13 protein-coding genes are annotated in these 14,431 nt (G+C 60.4%); 4 read left to right on the top strand and 9 right to left on the bottom strand.

Annotated features, from left to right (window positions below):
• Positions 1-57: 57 nt before the first annotated feature.
• Positions 58-585, bottom strand: coding sequence for a lactoylglutathione lyase (gloA, locus tag CPH57_RS09545; protein WP_019452681.1), 528 nt, complete (start codon positions 583-585; stop codon positions 58-60).
• Between the two features lie 99 nt (positions 586-684).
• Here gloA and CPH57_RS09540 point away from each other — a divergent pair, with 99 nt between their 5' ends.
• Positions 685-1,539 (top strand): LysR family transcriptional regulator, encoded by an 855-nt coding sequence (locus tag CPH57_RS09540; protein ID WP_046687144.1) that lies wholly within the window; start codon positions 685-687, stop codon positions 1,537-1,539.
• Between the two features lie 15 nt (positions 1,540-1,554).
• Here the strand turns inward: CPH57_RS09540 and CPH57_RS09535 are convergent, their stop codons facing one another.
• Entirely contained in the window at positions 1,555-3,861 is a 2,307-nt protein-coding gene (locus CPH57_RS09535; protein WP_047026021.1) for an FdhF/YdeP family oxidoreductase, read from the bottom strand.
• Between the two features lie 282 nt (positions 3,862-4,143).
• Here CPH57_RS09535 and dacD point away from each other — a divergent pair, with 282 nt between their 5' ends.
• Positions 4,144-5,313, top strand: coding sequence for a serine-type D-Ala-D-Ala carboxypeptidase DacD (gene dacD, locus CPH57_RS09530; protein ID WP_096242300.1), 1,170 nt, complete (start codon positions 4,144-4,146; stop codon positions 5,311-5,313).
• Positions 5,314-5,377: 64 nt separating this feature from the next.
• Complete coding sequence (locus CPH57_RS09525; protein ID WP_033643241.1) at positions 5,378-6,283, top strand: LysR family transcriptional regulator; 906 nt, start codon at positions 5,378-5,380, stop codon at positions 6,281-6,283.
• A gap of 88 nt (positions 6,284-6,371) precedes the next feature.
• On the opposite strand, the gene CPH57_RS09520 is transcribed toward CPH57_RS09525, so the two are convergent.
• Positions 6,372-6,920 carry an inclusion body family protein gene (locus CPH57_RS09520; protein ID WP_033643240.1) on the bottom strand — a complete coding sequence of 183 codons (549 nt, stop codon included), beginning with the start codon at positions 6,918-6,920 and terminating at the stop codon, positions 6,372-6,374.
• A 452-nt stretch (positions 6,921-7,372) separates the two neighbouring features.
• Positions 7,373-8,557, bottom strand: coding sequence for a peroxidase-related enzyme (locus CPH57_RS09515; RefSeq protein ID WP_047575019.1), 1,185 nt, complete (start codon positions 8,555-8,557; stop codon positions 7,373-7,375).
• A 17-nt stretch (positions 8,558-8,574) separates the two neighbouring features.
• Between CPH57_RS09515 and CPH57_RS09510 the strand changes: the two genes are divergently transcribed.
• Positions 8,575-8,832, top strand: coding sequence for a hypothetical protein (locus tag CPH57_RS09510; protein WP_046898217.1), 258 nt, complete (start codon positions 8,575-8,577; stop codon positions 8,830-8,832).
• A 145-nt stretch (positions 8,833-8,977) separates the two neighbouring features.
• On the opposite strand, the gene sapF is transcribed toward CPH57_RS09510, so the two are convergent.
• The 5 genes from sapF to sapA are packed head-to-tail and all read right to left on the bottom strand — an operon-like array spanning position 8,978 to position 14,272.
• On the bottom strand, positions 8,978-9,790 hold the full coding sequence (gene sapF, locus CPH57_RS09505; RefSeq protein WP_016927550.1) for a putrescine export ABC transporter ATP-binding protein SapF: 813 nt from the start codon (positions 9,788-9,790) through the stop codon (positions 8,978-8,980).
• 1 nt (position 9,791) lies between these two features.
• The gene (sapD, locus tag CPH57_RS09500; RefSeq protein ID WP_016927551.1) at positions 9,792-10,784 is read right to left on the bottom strand and encodes a putrescine export ABC transporter ATP-binding protein SapD; all 993 of its coding nucleotides are present in this window, start codon (positions 10,782-10,784) and stop codon (positions 9,792-9,794) included.
• Complete coding sequence (gene sapC, locus CPH57_RS09495) at positions 10,784-11,674, bottom strand: putrescine export ABC transporter permease SapC (RefSeq protein WP_004930580.1); 891 nt, start codon at positions 11,672-11,674, stop codon at positions 10,784-10,786. The genes sapD and sapC overlap by 1 nt, the downstream gene beginning before the upstream one ends.
• Positions 11,661-12,626, bottom strand: coding sequence for a putrescine export ABC transporter permease SapB (sapB, locus tag CPH57_RS09490; RefSeq protein WP_004930575.1), 966 nt, complete (start codon positions 12,624-12,626; stop codon positions 11,661-11,663). The genes sapC and sapB overlap by 14 nt, the downstream gene beginning before the upstream one ends.
• Complete coding sequence (sapA, locus tag CPH57_RS09485) at positions 12,623-14,272, bottom strand: ABC transporter substrate-binding protein SapA (RefSeq protein ID WP_033643238.1); 1,650 nt, start codon at positions 14,270-14,272, stop codon at positions 12,623-12,625. The genes sapB and sapA overlap by 4 nt, the downstream gene beginning before the upstream one ends.
• Between the last annotated feature and the right edge of the window lie 159 nt (positions 14,273-14,431).

Raw genomic sequence — 14,431 nt, 5'->3', positions numbered from 1 at the left:
CGAAGGGCGAACGATGAAAAACCCCGGCGCGCAGGCCGGGGTGAAGGAGGGGGGCAATCAGTCCTGCAGCGGCGTCGGCTGCAGGATTTCAATCCAGTAATCGTCCGGATCGCGAATGAACGCGACGTAGTTCATGCGGCCTTCATGCAGGCGTTTCTGAAAGGTGACGCCCAGGCGCTCAAAACGCTCGCAGGCGGCGCGCACGTCCGGCACCGTGACGCACAGGTGGCCAAAGCCGCGCGGCTCGCCGTTGCCGTTGTGGTAATGGAAATCCGCCTGATTTTCGGTGCCGTGGTTATGGGTCAGCTCGAGAATGCCCGGTTGGCTCAGCGCCCAGCGTTTGCGTTCGTCGTCATCCTGCGGGATCTGCTCGCGCGGGCTGCGCGTCAGGTAGCAGATGGTGAAGGCGGCCTCTTTGAATTCTTCCAGATAGACCGGGGTAAAACCCAGTACGCGAGTGTAGAAATCCAGCGCTTTGGTCAGGTCTTTCACGCGGATCATGGTGTGGTTGAACACGTAACCGTCGGTTACCGCGTCCGGTTGGGCCGCCACGCCGGGCAGCGTCAGTAAATCATTCAGTGGCATCAGTGATCCTCCTCAGGGTGTCGACAGACTGTAGGTGAAATCGATGCTAATCTAAAGTGATTGTTTTTAACTAAAACGCTAACTAAAAGTGAATGATAGATGAAGCTGAGCCAGCTGAAGTTTTTCTGCACCGTGGTGGAACACAAAACCATCGCCGCCGCCGCCCGTGAGCTGCACTGCGTGCCTTCCAACGTTACGCTGCGGCTGCGCGAGCTGGAAGAGACGTTGGGCGGCGAGCTGTTTTTCCGCGATAAAAACCGGCTGTACGTCAATCCCAAAGGCCGGCTGTTCTACCAACAGGCGCGCGACATCGTGGCGCAGGCGGAGCGCAGCAAGCAGCTGTTCGCCGGAGAACATCAGCATGGGCTGCTGAACCTCGGGGCGCTGGATTTCTCGCTGGTCAGCCATTTGCCGGCGCGCATCGCCCGGCTGCGCCGTTTACAACCCCATCTGCAGATCAACGTGCTCAGCCGCGATTCATTGGTGCTGGAGCGCATGCTGATCGACAGTGCCCTCGATCTGGCGATCACCGACGGCCCGATTGAACATCCGTTGCTGGCCAGCCAAAAGGCGTTTGACGAACAGCTGGTGATGCTGATGCCGGCCGATGCCGGGCAGCCCGATGCCGCCACGCTGGCGGCGCTGGAATTTTACACGTTCAGCCGCGAATGTTCGTTTCGCCTGAAGGTGGATCACTGGCTGGCCTCGCGCGGGCTGAAACCGCGCATGACGCTGGAAATGGAGTCTTATGCCGCGATGGCGGCCTGCGTGCAGGCAGGTTGCGGCGTCGCTTGCGTGCCGGGTTCTTTGCTGCCGCAGATTTTGCCCGCTCCGGGGCTGAAGGTGGTGGAAATGGGCGAGGAGGGCGTGAGCGATCTGTATTTCGTCTGGCGACGGCATCAGCTGTCCGACGAATTACAGACCATCCTGGCGATATTGAAGCGCCCGGCGTAAACCGGGCGCGCGTTTTCAGGCAATGCGCAGCGAGGGTTGCTGTTCGCTGCGGCGAATCGCCACCGGGATCGACTTCGACGTCGGGGTGCCGGTGCCGTCGCCGAAGCTGGCCAGCGGCACCAGCGGGTTGGTTTCCGGGTAGTAGGCCGCCAGGTTGCCACGCGGAATGTCGTAACTCACCAGCTTGAATCCGTCCACTTTACGCACCACGCCATCGTTCCACAGGGTCTCTATCTCAACCCGTTCGCCATCCTGCAGGCCCAGCGCCGCCAGATCTTCCGGATGGATGAACAACACTTCGCGCTGGCCGTAAACGCCGCGGTAGCGGTCATCCAGGCCATAGATGGTGGTGTTGTACTGATCGTGCGAGCGCAGCGTTTGCAGGGTAAACGGCGCTTGCACGTCGCCCAGTTGCGGGAACAGGGTCGCCGGCAGCGCGGCGGCGCTGAATTCCGCCTTGCCGCTCGGCGTGGCGAAGCGCAGTTCGGCGGCGGCATTGCCCAGGTAGAATCCGCCGGGCTGCTCGCAGCGACGGTTGAAATCCTCAAAGCCGGGAATGGTGGCGGCGATATGATCGCGGATCAGCGAGTAGTCGTCGGCCAACTCCAGCCAGTCCAGCTGCTGCGTGCCCAGCACCGCGTCGGCGATGCCGCAGACGATCGCCGTTTCCGAACGTTGGGTATCCGCCAGCGGTTTGCCGATGCCTTCCGAAGCGTGAACCATGCTGAAAGAATCTTCGACCGTGATGTACTGCGAGCCGCTGGCCTGCATGTCCAATTCGGTGCGGCCCAGCGTCGGCAGGATCAACGCGTCTTTGCCGGTCACCAGGTGGCTGCGGTTAAGTTTGGTGCTGATGTGTACCGTCAAATCGCAGTTGCGCAGGGCGCGGGCGGTGCGCTCGGTGTCCGGCGCCGCGGCGGCCAGATTGCCGCCCAGCGCGATCAGCACTTTCACTTCGCCGCGCAACATCGCTTCGATCGCTTCCACCGTGTTGTGGCCCACCGCGCGATTGGCGGTGAAGTTAAAGTGGCGTTCCAGGCTGTCGAGCAGCGCCTTGGGCGACTTCTCGTCAATCCCCATGGTGCGGTTGCCCTGGACGTTGCTGTGGCCGCGCACCGGGCACAGACCGGCGCCCGGTTTGCCCAGTTGCCCGAACAGCAGCTGCAGGTTGGTGATTTCACGCACCGTCGCAATAGAGTGCTTATGCTGAGTCACGCCCATCGCCCAGGTGCAGATCACCCGCTCGGCGCCCTGGTAAGTGGCCGCCGCCTGGCGCAATTGCGCTTCGCTCAGGCCCGATTGCGCGGTAATGGCCCGCCACTCGGTCGCATCCACCTGCGCCAGGTATGCCTCCACGCCGACGCTGTGCCGTTCGATAAACGCCAGGTCGAACAGGGGTGGCTCACCGGCGGCCAGCCGCTGGCGGTGGGTTTCCAGCAGCGCTTTCACCATGCCGCGCACCGCCGCCATATCGCCGCCCAGATTCGGTTGGTAATAGGAGGAGCTGATCGGCGAGGATTTTGGCGTCAGCATCTGCACCGGATCCTGCGGATCGGCGAATCTTTCCAGCCCGCGCTCGCGCAGGGTGTTGAAACTGACGATGCGCGCGCCGCGTCGGGCGGCGTTTTTCAGGCTGTGCAGCATGCGCGGGTGGTTGGTGCCGGGGTTTTGACCGAACACGAAGATGGCGTCGGCTTTTTCGAAGTCATCGATGCGGATGGTGCCTTTGCCGACGCCGATGCTTTGCTTCAGCCCGACGCCGCTCGCCTCGTGACACATGTTGGAGCAGTCGGGGAAATTGCTGGTGCCGAGCATGCGGCCGAACAGTTGATAAAGGTACGACGCTTCGTTGCTGGCGCGGCCCGAGGTATACAGCTCGATTTGGTTCGGGTTGTCCATTGCGTTGATGTGCCTGGCGATCAGCGCCAGCGCGTCCGGCCAATGAATAGGCTCATAGTGGTCGGTTTCGGCGTTGTAGCGCATCGGATGCGTGAGGCGCCCCTGATATTCGAGGAAATAGTCGCTCTGCTGCTGCAGGGTGCTGACGCTGTGCGCGGCGAAGAACTCAGGCTCGACGGCGCTGCGCGTCGCTTCCCAACTGACTGCCTTGGCGCCGTTTTCACAGAAGCTGAAGGTGCTGTGGTTGTCGTCGCCCCAGGCGCAACCGGGGCAGTCGAAGCCGCGCGCCTTGTTGACGCGCATCAGGTTGCGCATGTTTTTTAGGGTTTGTTTACTGTCGAGGACAAAGCGGGTGGTGGCTTCAAGCGAACCCCAGCCGCCCGCTGGGCCGGTATAAGGCTTGATTGACGGTTTGAATTTCATGGTGACACTTCGCAGGTGGTTGTAGCTAAAAAGTAAACGCTTTTTTATGCGTCTTGCGTATTTATGTCACAAGTTTAGGGGCGCGGCAGGCAGGCGTCTAATCGAATGGGGCAATGGCGGCATAGAGCATATCTATCGCAGGCGGACGCTGACCTAAACAAATGGTTGCATAAAGACACCCGCTGCAAAAGAGTAATGGTTTCGCCTGAAAGTGAATTCATGCAGTCTATCTCGCGGATTATATTGGCATTTTATTTAGCCTGCGGGCCTGAGGAACACAGCGTGAAGCGTTCAGTATCAGTGGTGATCGGCGGTATCTTACTGCCTTTAGCGGCGCAGGCGGCGGAAACGGCGTCCCATTTTCCCACCATGACCCCACCGGCGATAGACGCCGCCTCTTACGTATTGATGGATCACACCACCGGCCAGGTGCTGGCGGCCGGCAATGCCGACGAGCGGCGCAATCCGGCCAGCCTGACCAAACTGATGACCGGGTTGGTGGTCGATCATGCGCTCGATGAGCATAAGATTAGCCTCGACGATGTCGTCACAGTGGGGAAAGACGCCTGGGCGCAGGGCAACCCGGTGTTCAAAGGCTCCTCGCTGATGTTCCTGAAGCCTGGTGACAGGGTCACGGTACGCGATCTCAGCCGCGGCATCATCATCGATTCCGGCAACGACGCCTGCGTGGCGATGGCGGACTATGTGGCGGGCAGCCAGGCCAACTTCGTCAAGCTGATGAACGAGAAGAGCGCGCAGCTGGGCCTGCAGAACACCCATTTCGAAACGGTACACGGGCTGGATGCGCCGGGGCAGTTCACCACCGCCGGCGATCTGGCGGTGATTGCGCGCGCCATCATCATGAGCGAGCCGGCGGAATACCATATGTACAGCGAGAAATCGCTGACCTGGAACGGCATCACGCAGCAGAACCGCAACGGCCTGCTGTGGGATAAGACCCTGCACGTCGACGGACTGAAAACCGGACACACCGCCTCGGCCGGCTTCAACATCATCGCTTCCGCCACCGAAGGAGATCGCCGTCTGATCGCCGTGGTGATGGGCGGCAAAAGTTCAAAAGGCCGCGAGGAACAGGCGCGCAAGCTGCTGAGCTGGGGGCTGCGCGACTTTAGCACGGTACACCTGTTCAGCGCCGGCCAGAGCCTGGGGGAAGAGCCGATCTGGTATGGTGAAAGCCACCGCTTGCCGGTCGGCAGCGCGCAGGACCAGTCGCTCAGCCTGCCGAAAAACGAGGCGGACAAGCTGAAGGCGCAGTACGTGCTCAACGTTGCGCGGCTGGAAGCGCCGATCAACAAAGGACAAATCGTCGGCGAGATCCGCATCAGCGACAATGGTCAGGTGGTGAAAACCCTGCCACTGGTGGCGCTGCGGGCGGTGCCGCAGGGCGGGGTGTTCTCCCGCTTGGCGGATTACGTGAAGCTCAAACTCTGACTCACCGGGCGGGCGACGGCGCCCGGTGGTATACTGGTGCGAATGCCGATCATTGAGCCGCGCTATGGATATTAAACAACTGATTTATCTGTGTAATTTAGAACGGGAGCGCCACTTCGGCCGGGCGGCGGAAGCCAGCTTCGTCAGCCAGCCGACGCTGTCCATGCGATTGAAAAATCTGGAAAAAGAACTGGGCGTTTCGCTGATTAACCGCGGCAACCATTTCGGCGGCTTTACCGCCGAGGGCGAACGGGTGTTGGCGTGGGCGCGCGAGATCGTCTCGGTCTACCAAGGGCTGAAACTGGAGGTGGAGTCGCTCAAGCACGGCTTGCACGGCACGTTGCGCCTCGGCGTGGTGCCGCAGTGCAGCATCTCGGTGGCGGAAATGCTCAAGGCGGTCAGCGAACGTTATCCCCATCTTGATTATCGGTTGGCGGTACTGAGCGCCGATCAGCTGCTGGAGGCGCTGACGGCGCACACCGTAGATATCGGCATCGGCTTTTTCGAGCTGTCGACCCTGAAAGAACTGCATTTCCAATCGCAGCCGCTGGTGGAAACCGGCGTCGAGCTGGTGTTTCATCCGCAGCATTTCCCTAAGCTGGTGGGGGATGCGCCGTTGCCGCTGGAGGCGGTGGCCGCCTTGCCGCTGTGTCTGGCCGAGCCGACGCGTTATTTCCGCCGCTATCTCGATCAGCATTTCCGTGACGCTGGATTGACGCTACACCCGCGGCTGGAAACTACCTCGATCTTCCAACTGCTGGAGGGGATTTTCGTCGGGTTGGGCTGCGGGTTGTTCCCGCGCGGCCAACTGCAATCGCCGCTGATGCCGGCATTGCAGCGGCGTCCGGTGGCCATCGCCGCCATGCCGCGTCATGCGGCGGTGGTGGTCGATATGTCGGAGCGCGCCACGCCGTTGGCGCAGAAGTTTTTCGATGCCGCCAGCGAGTGGTTGCGGCGGCAAAATGGATAGAAAAATTTAAGTTTATCCCGTGCCCGGCAATGATTATGGCCCCTAGGGGCCATAATCATTTCTCTTCTAATGGTTGCTGAAATACGTGTTAATTGCCGACGGTAATAGTCGGATCCCAATAGAAGTAACCTAATAGTTTTTGGTCTCCGCCGTTTGGTCGATAATAAAGGCCAAATTGAATGCAATAGTTTTCCGTTCCGGTATTGGTGATGTCAGCCTGTATGAACCAATAGGTTTGGTTGGTGAAGGTGACGGGGAATACGGTATTTTGCGCAGGCATCATCGAGCTGCGCGTGTACATTTTGAATGTCGGGTTGGAGAAAACCTGGGTGCCGCTGCCAAACTGCGGCAGCCCATAGATCAGGACGCCGGCATCGAAATTTGCCGATTCGGAAGTGCCGGTCCAACGGATGACGTCGCCAACATTGGCTTTAAAATTCAGGTCCGCCGTGCCGGAGCCGCCGATCACCTGTTCGGAAGTGACGACCATATAGGCATATTGGTGGCCGATGCCCGTCGGGCTGCCGGCATCCTGACTGGGGTTTTTATTCTCGAATGCTTCTATCAGCGCATCGGTATCGATGACGACAATAACGTTAACGATATTGTTGCTGGATTTAAGTTCTTGTTCAGACATAAGTTAGCCTCACAATATTTTTTTGCTGTGATAGAAAGTGAAAATAATGGGGTTGATGGCAGCCGTTTATTGAATGGATATTTAAAATGAGGAGTGACAACGGCGCTATCGGCTTAATCATAGAGACTAAATAACAAGGCAGCCACCGGTGAAAATGTAGAGAAATTAATGGGTGCCTCTATTAATTAGCAGGGTTAAAACCTTGTTTTGATGATTCTGAGATAAATGCAGTTACAGAATGAGAGGCGAGCACGAACTGCCTATTATCCTGTTTGTAGTGATAATTTTCTCGAAGTGCGACGGGAGAATAAAATAGAGAAAAATGGAGTTTAACACTAATTTAATTAAATTATTTGGTTTTAAATTTGAAATTTAAATGATTATTGATATTTATCTCTAAAAAGGACGGGCGATGAGTTAGCGGCAAAATGGGCCGCCAACTCATTGATAGATTACAGGGCAGTCTGTGCCGGTTCCGCATCGCCCAGCGTTTGGCGCAGGCGGTTTTCCCAGGCGTAGAGCGCGACGGTGAGGATCACCTCCAGCGCCTGCGCCTGATCCAGGCCGCTGTTGAACAGCGGCTGCACGCTCTGCGGGGTGAACTTCTCAGGTGCGCGAGTCAGCTCGGCGGCGGTGCGCATCACTGCGAGTTTTACCGAATCTTCGGTATACGCCAGCCCCTGAGGCAGCCCGGCGAACAGCGCCTGAACCAATCCTTCATCCTGCAATTCTTGCGCGACGGTGGCCGCGCAGTAACGGCTGCCATTGATGCGCGAGACCGCCAGCGTCGCCAGCGCCTTGAGGCGACTCGATAACCCATATCCTTCGGCATTGATGCCGTTGAACACCCCGTTGCGCTCGCGCAGGGTGGCGGCGTCGTGGGCCAACAGCAAATAATAAGATTCGGCGCGCGCCTGCGGGTGACTTTGATCCAACACATCAAGCTGTTCGGCGGCGGCGGTTTCCGCATCGATCGGCGGCAGGCGGGCAGACCAATTCAGTTCGTCGGCGCTGAAAGCGATGCCATCGGCGTCTTCGACGTTAGGAAAGCCGGGCACCACCACCGCCGGGCGGCCGGCCAACGCCGCGACGCCGGCGACCACGCGCGCCTGATAGCTGACAAAACCGATCACCTGCGAAAAGGTGACAATATCCGCCGGGCTCAGCCCGACGTCGGCGAGTTGTTGCAGCGCCTTGCGGCAAATCAGCGTGGGCTGGCTGGCAAGCTGGCGGGCATATTGGGTGATCTGAGCAAGGCGGATATTGCTTTCCCGGGAGGCGTCCGGGCTGTGCAGCGGGGCGAGGCGGGCGGCGTAGTGGCTACAAAGCGATTGCACGCCCGTCACTTGAGCGACGGTCAACGCGGTGCTGAGGCGATCGTAGGGTGACAATGTCACGTATCGTGACAACGGCACCTGGTCGGGAAACAGCGCGTGGTAACCGGCCAACGAGGCGCTGAACACCCCGGCGCGAGCGCTGAGCGCATTGTTTAAGGCTTCATCGGCGAAGGCGCCCAGCCCCAGCAGAAAGCGATCGCGAAGGGTGGCCGCCTGGGGTTCCAGCGGCGCATCGCCCCGCACGCTGCTTTGGGTTTCGTGATACCACTGGGCATTATGTTGTCGACGGAGTCGTTCCATAGGGTCAATCCTTAATCATGATCAACAACCGCCGCTGCGCGCGGCAGCGTCGGCTGGACAAAGAGGCAACATGCCCGCAGGCGGGGCGAAAGGCGGTTTTAGCGCAGCTCATCACAGCAGAGGGCGTGGCCGTAAACAGAAAAACCGGCTGCCAGCGTGAGCAGAAACTGCGTAAGGCGGCGATGGCGAATGCTGTTCATCAGTGCGATATCCTGTCGTATGAGAAGTGCAATGTAGGGGATATCCTCACCGATCGCCCTGGCGAGATAAAATAATGTTACGGACTAATCAATAACTGAAAGGAATAAAATATAAGGATATATAACAAGAATGTAATTTGCATGTGCGCTTTCTTGCTAAGCGGCAGGCGCGCAAGGCGATAAAAAACCCGCCGCAGCGGGTTTGAGGTGAAGGCGTGACTCAGAAGCGGCCGCCGTCGCGCCGCCAGGCATCGGCGGTCAACGCTTCGCCGAAGTGGCTGGCGATAAGACGCTTGGTCAATTCGTGCAGCGGCGCCGCCAACACCTCCGCGGTGCTGCCGCGCTCGACGATTTCCCCTTCGTGCATCACCAGCACCTGGTCGCTGATATGTTTCATCATGCCGAGGTGCTGGGTGACATAAATATAGGAAATGCCGTGTTTTTCCTGCAGTTCCAGCATCAGGTTGATGATTTGCGAGCGCATCGACATGTCCAGCGACGCCAGCGCCTCATCGGCGACGATCACCTTCGGTTGCAGGATCAGTGCGCGGGCCAGCGCGACGCGCTGTTTTTGCCCGGAAGCCAGCATGTGCGGATAGTAGTAGGCGTGATCCGGCAGCATGCCGACCTGGCGCAGCGTTTGGTTGATGCGCTGCTCGCGCTCGGCGGGCTCAAGATCGGTGTTCAGCCGCAGCGGCGCATCCAGCAGCTGGCCGATGCGCTGGCGCGGGTTGAGCGAGGTGCTCGGATCCTGAAAAATCATGCGAATACGCTGGCTGCGGTAACGATAATCGCCGAACGCCAGCGGATGATCGTCGATCAGCAGCTCGCCGGCGGTGGGTTCCACCATGCCGGAGAGCATCTTCGCCAGCGTGGATTTGCCGGAGCCGTTCTCGCCGATCACCGCCAGCGTCTGGCCTTCGCGCAGGGTAAAGCTGACTGATTTCACCGCCTCGACGTGCTGGCGGCGGAACAGCCCGGTGCGGTAGCGGTAGGTTTTGCTCAGGTTGCGCACTTCCAACAGCGTTTCCATGTTATTGCTCCTCCATGTTCAGCGGGAAGTGGCAGGCGAAGAAGTGGTTTTTGACCGGGCGCAGGCGCGGCGTTTCGATGCACTTCTTCTGCGCGTAAGGACAGCGCGGCCCCAGGCGACAGCCGATCGGCAGGTGTTCCAGCGAAGGAATGGCGCCCGGCAGCGTATTCAACCGGCTTTTGTGCGGCAGCGAGCGGCCGAAGTCCGGCATGGCGCGGATCAGCGCCTGGGTGTAAGGGTGGTGCGGCGCCGCCAGCAACTCTTCGCACTGGGCGCTCTCCACCGTTTGCCCGCAGTACAGCACGTTCACTCGATCGGCCCACTTGCTCATCATCTGCAGGTCGTGGCTGATCAGCAGAATGGTGGTGTTGTTGTTCTGGTTGAGGCGCGCCAACAGACGGAAAATCTGCGCCTGCGTAGTCGGTTCCATGGCGTTGGTCGGCTCATCGGCGATCAGCAGGCGCGGTTGGTTGGCCAGCGCGATGGCGATCATCACTTTCTGGCACTCGCCTTCCGTCAGCTCGTACGGGAAGCTGCCCATGATGTCGTCATGATCCTTGATGCCGACGCGGTGCAGCAATTCGATGGCGCGGCGTTTGCGCCAGTTGAAGCGCTGCCACCAGTGGCCCTTATAGGTCCAGCCTGGGATGGCCTGCGCAAGCTGGCGGCCGATGCTCTCGGAAGGATCGAGACAGGACTGCGGCTCCTGGAAGATCATTGATACGTTGTGGCCCACCAGCTTGCGCCGCTCGCGCGGGCTCAGCTGCAGCAGATCGATGTCGTCGAAACGAAAGCGATCGGCGGTAACGCGCCAGTTGTCTTTGGTTACGCCGCAGATGGCCTTGGCGATCAGGCTCTTGCCGGAGCCCGATTCGCCCACCAGCCCGCGCACTTCGCCCTCGGTCAGCGTCATGCTGACGCGATCGACCGCCTTGACCGGCCCTTCGGCGGTCATAAATTCAATCGTCAAATTGCGGATATCGAGTAACGGCATTATTCCACCCCGGCATTGATTGCGCGGCGCATACCGTCGCCTAACAGGTTAACCAGCAGCACGCTGACGAGAATGGCCGCGCCGGGCAGCATCACCGTCCAGGGCGCGACGTACACCAGCTCGAGCGAATCGCCGAGCATCGCTCCCCATTCCGGCGAAGGCAATTGCGCGCCGAGATCGAGGAAGCCGAGCGCGGCGATGTCCAAAATGGCCATCGACAGCGCGCGGGTGAACTCGGTCACCAGCACCGCCGCGATGTTCGGCATGACCGCGTACCACAGGATCTGCAGCGTGGAAGCGCCGTCAAGCCGGGCCGCCACCACGTACTCTTTCTCCAGTTCGTCGTGCACCGCGCTGTAGATGGTGCGCACCATGCGCGGCAACAAGGCGAGCCACACCGCCAGCATGGCGTGTTCAAGTTTGGGGCCGATAAACGCCACCACCACGATCGCCAGCAGCAGCGACGGAATCGACAGCAGAGTATCGAGGATGTGGTTGAGCACCGCCGAGCGTAGCCCGTGGGTGACGCCGGCGAACACGCCGAGGATCACGCCGCAGAACGCCGCGGCCAGCGTCACCGCCAGCGCGGAACCGAAGGTGGCGGCGGTGCCGGTCAACAGGCGGCTGAGGATGTCGCGCCCGAGATCGTCGGTGCCGAGGAAGAACGACACGTTGCCGTAGCGCGACCAGGACGGCGGCAGCAGTTGATAGCCGAGGAACTGCTGATCCAGCGCGTAGGGCGCCAGCAGGCTACCGAACAGCGACAACAGCAACAGGGCGATCACGCCGTAAAAACCGATCATCGCCAGCGCGTCGCCGTAGAAAATCCGCCAGGTGTAGCGCAGCGGGCTCGGCATCTTTTTCTCGCGGTATACGTTATCGAAGGGCATACCATTCCTTATGTTTCAGCGGGTTGGTTGCCGCACCCAGAATGTCGGCCAGAACGTTAATGGTGATCACCAGCGTGCCGACCACCATCACGCCGGCGGAGATCGCCGCATAGTCCTGTTGGCGAATGGCGTTGATCAGCCACCGGCCGAGGCCCGGCCAGCTGAACACCACTTCGGTGATCATCGCCAGCGTGAGCATGGTGGAGAACTGCAGCCCCAGTTTGGGCACGATCGGCGGCAGCGCGTTGTGCAACACGTGGCGACGAATGATGGTGAAGCGCGACAGGCCGCGGGTGGCGGCGGCCTTGATGTAGTTTTGGCTCAGCACGTCGTCGGTGCTGATGCGCATCAGCCGCACCACTTCGGTGGTGGGTGCCACCGCCAGCGCGGCGATCGGCAGGATCATGTGGCGCAGGGCGCTGCCGATCATCTCGGCGCGATACGGCGAGTCCGACAGCCAGGCGTCGATCAGCGCGAAACCGGTGATGGGCTTCACCTGATACAGCAGATCGAAGCGGCCGGAAACCGGCAGCCAGCCGAGATGCAGCGAGAAGAACAGCATCAGCAGCAGCGCCAGCCAGAACACCGGCATCGAAAAGCCCAGCAGCGCGAAGGTGCTGATGGCGGTGTCCTGCCACTTGCCGCGCAGCACGCCGGCGATGATGCCCAGCGGAATGCCGATAAACAGCGCCAGGGCGAAGGCCAGCAGGCACAGTTCCATGGTGGCCGGGAACACTTCGCGCAGCTGTTCGCTGATCGCCTGGCCGTTGATGCTGGAGACGCCGAAGTCCCAGTGCAGCAGGCTGACGAAGTAGAATTGATAGGCGTCCAGCAGGGCGGCGCCGTTCAGCGGCGCGCGCGGCGTGAAATAGCTCAGACTGAAGCTGACCAGCGTCAGGAAGAACAGCGTGATCAGCAGCAGCAGAATGCGGCGCAGGGTAAAGATAATCACTTTTTCACCTCCGGCGCGGATTCACGGTACACCCCGGCGAACGAGGCGTTGCCGAACGGGCTCAGCACCAATCCCTTGATGTCGTAACGATAGGCCTGCAGGCGCAGGGAAGACGCCAGCGGCAGCACCGGCAATTGCTGCTCGAGGATTTTCTGCGCCTTGCGGTAGTTGTCGATGCGCTGAGACAGCTGCTGCGACAGCAGCGCGTTCTGCAGCACTTCGTCGAAGCTCGGGTCACACCAGTGAGCATAGTTGGTTTGCGAACGGATTGCCGCGCAGCTCAGCAGCGGCCGGAAGAAGCTGTCCGGATCGTTGCTGTCGGTGGCCCAGCCGGTCAGGGTCAGATCGTGGTTCATTTCCATCAGGCGCGCTTCCTGGAAGCGGCCCTCCACCGGCACGATGGTGACGTTGATGCCCACCTGGCCGAGGTCGGCCTGGATCAGCTCGGCGGTTTTCAGCGGGCTCGGGTTGTAAGACTGCGAGGCGGTCGGCACCCACAGCTTCAGGTTTAGCTGGCCGACGCCGGCCTGCCGCAGCATCTCGCGAGATTTGGCCGGATCGTACTCGGTGACGTGCGCGTCGTTGTCATAGGCCCAGGAGGCGCGCGGCAAGATCGAGGCGGCGGTTTCCGCCGTGCCGTAATAGATAGACTGCATCAACCGCTGGTTGTTGATCGCCAGCGAGATCGCCTGGCGCACATTGAGGTTGTCGAGCGGCGGTTTGCGGGTGTTGAACGCCAGATAGGCGATGTTCATCCCCGGACGCAGCGTCAGGCGCAGGCGCGGATCGTCGCGCAGGATAGACAGCTGGCTGGCCGCCGGATAAGCCAGCACGTCGCATTCGCCGGTCAGCAGCTTGGAGAGGCGGCCGGTGCCGCCGGCGCCCAGATCGATCACCACCTGCGGCATGCGCGGCAGCCCTTTCCAGTAGGCGGCGTTGCGCGCCAGGCGAATATATTGCCCCGAGCGGTATTCGTTGAGCAGGAACGGGCCGCTGCCGACCGGCTCGCGGTCGATCAGCTCCTGATGGCCCTCACGCGTCAGCAGATCGGCGTACTCGGCGGACAGCACCGGCGCGTAGTGGGTCGCCAGATGCCACAGGAACGAGGCGTCCGGCGACTGCAGGCGAATCTCCACCGTATAGTCGTCGAGCTTTCTCACGCTCTGCACCGAATCGCCGAACTGCAGGCTGTCGAAATAGGGGTATTCGCCGCCGTTCACGTCGTGATACGGGTGTTTCTGATCGAATACGCGGGCGAAGCTGAATACCACGTCGTCGGCGTTCATCTTGCGGGTGGGCGTGAACCAGGCGGTGGTCTGAAACGGCACGTCCTTGCGCAGATGGAAGCGGTAGGTGGCGCCGTTGTCCAGCACCTCCCAGCTCTGCGCCAGCTCGGGGATCAGGCGATAGGTGTAGGGGTCGACGTCCAGCAGGCGATCGTACAGCTGGGCGGCCAGGGTATCCACCGTCAGGCCACTGCTGGCCATTTGCGGGTTGAAGGTATTCAGTATGCCGCTGACGCAATAAACAAAGCCGCTCTGGCGAATGTCCGGCAGCGGCGCCGCGCTGGGCGCGGGCGGTGTTGTCGCGGCCAGGGCAGAGCCCGTCAGGCACAACGACAGTATCCAAAAGGGTAAACCACGCATAGAGGCTCATGGGTTAATCAGCAATAGCGTTAGTGTATCGCACTCTGACCAGCAGCCCAATCCATTGAGCAAAATCGCTGAGTTTTCTGCGACTTGATTGATCAGCCCGTTCAGCGGCAAGAAAAAAGTTTTCCATGTTATGTTATAATATAACAAAAT

Origin of the sequence: Serratia sp. JKS000199 (genome assembly GCF_900215455.1) — a bacterium.
GTDB classification, from domain to species: domain Bacteria; phylum Pseudomonadota; class Gammaproteobacteria; order Enterobacterales; family Enterobacteriaceae; genus Serratia; species Serratia ureilytica.
Note: the sequence above shows the minus strand (reverse complement) of the source record. Positions and strands in the feature narration are given on the sequence as shown.

What these genes read in the sequence shown, in the direction of transcription:
- gloA (WP_019452681.1), bottom strand. Translation starts at nt 585, where the DNA reads ATGCCACTGAATGATTTACTGACGCTGCCCGGCGTGGCGGCCCAACCG.
- CPH57_RS09540 (WP_046687144.1), top strand. Translation starts at nt 685, where the DNA reads ATGAAGCTGAGCCAGCTGAAGTTTTTCTGCACCGTGGTGGAACACAAA.
- CPH57_RS09535 (WP_047026021.1), bottom strand. Translation starts at nt 3,861, where the DNA reads ATGAAATTCAAACCGTCAATCAAGCCTTATACCGGCCCAGCGGGCGGC.
- CPH57_RS09525 (WP_033643241.1), top strand. Translation starts at nt 5,378, where the DNA reads ATGGATATTAAACAACTGATTTATCTGTGTAATTTAGAACGGGAGCGC.
- CPH57_RS09520 (WP_033643240.1), bottom strand. Translation starts at nt 6,920, where the DNA reads ATGTCTGAACAAGAACTTAAATCCAGCAACAATATCGTTAACGTTATT.
- CPH57_RS09515 (WP_047575019.1), bottom strand. Translation starts at nt 8,557, where the DNA reads ATGGAACGACTCCGTCGACAACATAATGCCCAGTGGTATCACGAAACC.
- CPH57_RS09510 (WP_046898217.1), top strand. Translation starts at nt 8,575, where the DNA reads ATGATCAACAACCGCCGCTGCGCGCGGCAGCGTCGGCTGGACAAAGAG.
- sapF (WP_016927550.1), bottom strand. Translation starts at nt 9,790, where the DNA reads ATGGAAACGCTGTTGGAAGTGCGCAACCTGAGCAAAACCTACCGCTAC.
- sapD (WP_016927551.1), bottom strand. Translation starts at nt 10,784, where the DNA reads ATGCCGTTACTCGATATCCGCAATTTGACGATTGAATTTATGACCGCC.
- sapC (WP_004930580.1), bottom strand. Translation starts at nt 11,674, where the DNA reads ATGCCCTTCGATAACGTATACCGCGAGAAAAAGATGCCGAGCCCGCTG.
- sapA (WP_033643238.1), bottom strand. Translation starts at nt 14,272, where the DNA reads ATGCGTGGTTTACCCTTTTGGATACTGTCGTTGTGCCTGACGGGCTCT.